Origin of the sequence: Novosphingobium sp. 63-713 (assembly GCF_001898925.1) — a bacterium.
In the GTDB taxonomy this organism is placed as follows: domain Bacteria; phylum Pseudomonadota; class Alphaproteobacteria; order Sphingomonadales; family Sphingomonadaceae; genus Novosphingobium.
The window spans coordinates 1-5,065 of the sequence record NZ_MKVS01000033.1; the positions used below are offsets into that span (position 1 = coordinate 1).

4 protein-coding genes are annotated in these 5,065 nt (G+C 57.0%); all 4 read left to right on the forward strand.

Features of this window, described 5'->3' with window-relative positions; translation table 11 throughout:
• Positions 1-394, forward strand: a 394-nt coding sequence (locus BGP00_RS15890; RefSeq protein WP_292925777.1) for a hypothetical protein, incomplete at its 5' end; no start/stop codon positions are given.
• A complete protein-coding gene (locus BGP00_RS15895; protein ID WP_292694445.1) occupies positions 394-1,278 on the forward strand; it encodes a hypothetical protein in 885 nt (294 codons plus the stop codon). The genes BGP00_RS15890 and BGP00_RS15895, both read left to right, overlap by 1 nt.
• A complete protein-coding gene (locus BGP00_RS25405; protein ID WP_366522333.1) occupies positions 1,223-1,372 on the forward strand; it encodes a hypothetical protein in 150 nt (49 codons plus the stop codon). Before BGP00_RS15895 ends, BGP00_RS25405 begins: the two co-directional genes overlap by 56 nt.
• Positions 1,373-1,781: 409 nt before the next feature.
• Positions 1,782-4,760, forward strand: a complete 2,979-nt coding sequence (locus BGP00_RS15900) for a hypothetical protein (protein ID WP_292694441.1) — start codon at positions 1,782-1,784, stop codon at positions 4,758-4,760.
• The last annotated feature ends 305 nt before the right edge of the window (positions 4,761-5,065 follow it).

Consider the following 5,065-nt stretch of genomic DNA (forward strand, 5'->3'; position numbering starts at 1 on the left):
GCCATCCGAGGGCCACACAATAACAATTAAACAATTAAACAAAGAAAATACCTCCGCCGGAGGGCAGGATCAGACGGCCAAATCGACCAGGGAATATGCCTTCCAAGGGGCAGTGATCCGACTGACAGCCAAGGATCTGGATCGCTGGGCACAGACCTATCACGCCATCCCCGACCTGAAGGCCGAACTGACCAGCCTCGATGCATGGCTGACAGGACAACCGCCCGACAAACGCAACCGATGGTTTCACACCGTCAGCGGATGCCTAAATCGCAAACATCAAGAGGCGACCGCCAGCCGGGCAGCCAATGCCAGTGGCAGCAACAACTCCATGGTGGCCGTGGTGCTCGAACAGAAGCGCCGACGCGAAGCAGCAGCTAAAGGAAACGGATAATGACGAGGAAGAATGCCAACGCCAAACCGGCACGGCGAGCCGGGGCTACCGGATCGAAAGCACTGGCCAAGGGCAAGACGATTGAAATTGCAGTGCCGGAATCGGGCAACTTGGCTGAAGCCAAAAATACGCTCGCAAAGGGCATCCCCGGCTGGGATCAAATGACCAGCGAACAGCAAACTGAACTCGCCGAGATTGCAACGGCACAATGTAAGCAGCGCCAGCCGGTCAAGGTGACGCTCACACGAAAGCCCGGAGGCGGAATGTCCATTGGTATCGCAGGGGAGTGCGAGGCGCATGGGCTACTCAAGCTGCAAAAGACGTTTGCGGCAGTTTCCATGGACCCGGTGAATGCGCGTGCAAACGAACTGCTTAAATACCTCGGCTCGGTCGGAGCGGACAATGCTGAACGCTACAATGCGGCTCTGTCATTTATCGAGAGCATGGAACCGAAAAATCAAGCAGAGGCGCTGCTACTGGTCCAAATGTACGTTACGCATGACGCGGCAATTAGGGCACTCAGCCAGCTTGGATCGGCTGAGTGGGCTCCGACAATGCAGACGTTCGGGAACCTCGCCACGAAATTGTTACGCACCTCGCAAGGGCAAATGGAAACGTTAGCTCGAATGCAGCGCGGTGGTGAGCAAGTGGTCCGCCATATACATGTCGACAATCGCGGCGGCCAGGCTGTAATCGCTGAAAACGTCCATGCCGGGGGCAATGAGAATGGAAAAAGTGACGATCAATCCCGTGCAACCGGAGCAACTGGCATCGGCACCACGCTGTTTGGCAAGGACCCGCTTGGGTTCGGCGTGCCAATCTCCAGCGGTGCGGGGGAGGAAACGTTGCCGAATGCACGGGGGTACCAATCCGGGCGCCCCTAAAGGGAATGGCAACGCCTATAAGCATGGTGGACGGTCAGCAAAGACGCTTGCAGCAGCCAAAAACCTTAAGGAGATTGCGAGGCTGCTTCGGTAATCTCGAAGTGGCCATAGCAGTATGGTCGAAGCCCCCAAAAAGATGGCAGAACCATCCGGAAAAGATAATCGCGGTTGATTAAATCGAAGATGTGTGTCATACAAATTCTGCCAGCGAAAGCAGTCCTAACGGCGTAAGGACGAGGCACTAGACAGACCACGCCAATCAATCCGCGTAGGTCTGTCATGCCACCTCAAAGAAAATACCCTGCAGTCACATTCCGGCTTAGCGCTGATCTTCTCTGCGACATAAGGAACAACGCGGGAAAGCAAGGCCTGTCGATGGGGGCATTCATTCGAGATACCATGGCAGATGGAATGCGCGCGATGCAACAAGCCGCCACAACCAGCAAAGATGTGGCTGCAGTTGAGGTGTTTCACCCGTCGCAGGCATGGGGAGTTAACCCGTAATGGCTCAGGATAATTCTTTCGCGCATCTGATCCCATCGCAGAACGACCCGTGGGCTCCCTTCCGCGTCGAAAGCGAAAAAACCTCTACCCAAGGCAACCCATTTGCGCACTTGATTCCATCTCAAGAGGCTCCTTCTCCTGGCCCAATTTACGGCCCGGCTGCAACGACTATCCAGCAAAATGCAGACAAACGAGCGGATAGTGCTGAGGCGCGAGCTCGGCGCGACCAGCAATTGCAAGAGGACAAATTCAGGCGCGACCAACAAGAGTGGCAAGCCACGCACAATCCAGATGGCACGCCCAAAAAAGATGAATTTGGAAATGAAGCCCAGCAAAAAGCGTCTGGTTTCTACGGGCGAATGGAGCAGGCCGAGCGAGAATGGCTAGCCCTGCCCGATGATGCAAAATCACCTCGTGGTTTGGTGCGTCAAGCCATGCATGCCTCTGCGCCTGATCTTGAAAACACGTTTTTAAATAGCAATGAGCGGCAACGGGCAGACCAGGCGGTAGAGAACTTTATCGCAGCACAGCTACGCCTTGAATCTGGAGCCGCGATCAGTCCTGCCGAATTTGATAGGCAATACCATATTTTTTTCCCGATGCCGGGTGATGGTAATGAAGTAATTGCCCAGAAAGCTCGCGCCCGCGCTCAGGCGATTGATGCAATGAAAATCGCGGCCGGGCCTTTGGCGGATAAGGCCCGTGCGACGTTGCAGCCTGTAGAGGGACAGCCGCGACAAGATCAGGGCGGCTTGTTGAGCTCACCTTCTGCCTCTGGCGGCCCTTCAGGTGGATCTGGCCCGGGTGGCGGCATCAACACGCCTGACATGCGCGGCGGCCTTCCTGTGGGAACTGGCATCAAATTCGGCATGGATGGCGGCGACAATGGCCCCTTCAACCGTGAGGAATACCTTCAGAAGAATTTCGGCATCAATGCCGATCAGGAGGCGAAAGCCCTTGCCTTTCTGAATGCCAATCTGCGCAATCCCGGTCTCACTCCTGACGCCATCAAGGGATGGTATCAGCAGAATGGCATTCCTGCCCCTTCCCAAGCCGATCTGGATCGCATGGCACAGGATGCGCAAAAAGGCGTGCAGTTCCAGCCTATCAATACGAGTGAGGCCGAAAAGGCGTATCTCAACCAGCTCCAAATGAACCTCGACAAGGAAGGCTATAACCCGACCAGTGCAGGGGCTTACGCAAGCCGCGCATTGACCGGTGCCGAGCTTGGCTTGTCTGATGAAATTGAGGGTATCGGCGGGGCCGTCAAAAACGCGCTTTCCGACAAAGGACTTGCCTCGGGGTACATTGAGGCCCGCGATACCGCACGGCTTGCGCAGGAGCAGGCGCGCCAGAAACAGGGCCTGCTTGGCTATGCTACCGAGTTCGGTGGCGGTCTTGTCCCCGGCTTGGCCACTGGCGGCGCCGGATCTGCTATCAAGACTAGCGCCACCCTTGGGGGTATCGCTGGATATGGATATGGCCAAGGCTTGGGCGGCTCAGCTCTTGGCGCCGCAACTGGTGCCGGGCTTGGCGCGGCCCTTGGGGCTGGTGGTCAAAAGCTGACGGATATGGCTTTGGCTCGTCAGGCTTCCCGTGTCGCTGCGCCAGCCAGTGATGGGGCACAGGTCATTCAGGCTGCGGATAATCTGAATGCAAAGCTTGGAACATCCATCAACCCTATGCCTGCCGATGTGGCGGGGCCCGGCATTCGCAATGTGACCGGAGGCGCGGCGAAATTCCCGCTTTCTGCCCAGCCCATCGTTAAGGGCGCGCAGAAAGTCACGCAAGAGGCAGAAAAAGCGCGCGATGCCATTGCCTCTTTAGTTGGCAAGCCCACCGAATTGGAGACGGCAGGCGAAGCGGCCTTGAATGGCGCGCAAAAGTTCATCCAGAGCAGCCGCAGCAAGGTGAACGCGCTTTATGACAAGGCACGTCAGCTTGGCGGGCAAGAACCTGTCGATTTGGTCAATGCCCGCGCGGCGCTTGATCGCAATGTCGCTGAACTGGAGCAGACGCCAGGCGGTGCAGCGGGACTGTCTGAGCTCAAGGCCCTGCGCGCGCAGCTCGATCAAGCCTATCCGGTTGAAGGTGTAAAAAACATGCGCACCCAACTGCGCGACAAGTTCATGCAGGATGGCCTGCGTGGTTCTGATCTGGAACGGCGCATCGGAACGGTGCTTGATGCGGCGGAAACTGACATTGTGGACAGCCTTAACGCCGCAGGAAAGGCCAAAGCGGCAACTGCCTATGCCGATGCCGCAGCGGCGCATAAGGAGCGCGTGCAACTGATTGATACGGTTCTCTCCCCTATTATTGGTGCCAAAGGATCTGCGCCGCGATCAGGCGAAGAGATTATGGCCGCCCTCAATTCGGCCACACAGCGCAACAACGCGCGGCTTGGGCGCTTCATGAACGCCCTCCCGGCAGAGGATGCGGCGACGGTGCGGGCCACTGTCATTTCGCGTCTTGGCGCAGCCTCTAAAGGGCAGCAGAACGCAGAAGGCACCGCATTCAGCTTGCCGCAATTCCTGACGCAATGGAATGCTATGACGCCGGGGGCTAAGCGCAGCCTGTTCAGCGCTGATGTTCGTTCGTCTCTGGATGATCTGGCTAAGGTTGCTGGCGGCACGAAAGAGGCACAGCGCTTTGCCAATTTTTCGAATACCGGATCTGCTCTTGGCCTTGCCACAAGTGGTGCGGCGGCAACTGGGATCGTCGCGCATCCGTTCCTGACGATCAGCGGCGCTCTGGCGCAATATGGCGGCGGTCGGCTTCTCGCATCCCCGGCATTCGCCAGATGGTTGGCGCGCCTGCCCCAGATTAAGCCTAGTGCGATGCCGAATTACATTCGCAAGCTATCATCCATAGCAGCAGCAGAAGGCGGCGCATTGGGCGATATCGAGGGACTACAAAATTATCTGATGTCGAAGCTCGACGCTGGAAAGGTTGAAAAGCCTGGTAAGTTGCAAAAATGAGATAGAATAGTGCTCTCAAAGGGTTCTAAGTTTAACTCTATCTCCACGCCAGAAGTGACGGGATAGGCTAGTCTGACTAAGTCACAGGCGTCGAACTTATGGAGGGCAGATCATGGGAATAACCGCTTTATTGTTGCTCGCCGGGGCTGCAACCAGCAAGCCGGATCCTTGGGGTCCATTTCGGCATCTCATCCCGAAGCCAGACCGGCGCCCTGGCCTGCTGCCGGTTTGATGGACACCGAGATAGGCTTCTTTAGGCTACCCCAGCCTGGCGCTCGAAGTCGATAGGGCTGAGATAGCCCAAG

Coding starts and splice junctions, on each gene's coding strand:
- BGP00_RS15895 (WP_292694445.1), top strand. CDS start 394: ATGACGAGGAAGAATGCCAACGCCAAACCGGCACGGCGAGCCGGGGCT.
- BGP00_RS15900 (WP_292694441.1), top strand. CDS start 1,782: ATGGCTCAGGATAATTCTTTCGCGCATCTGATCCCATCGCAGAACGAC.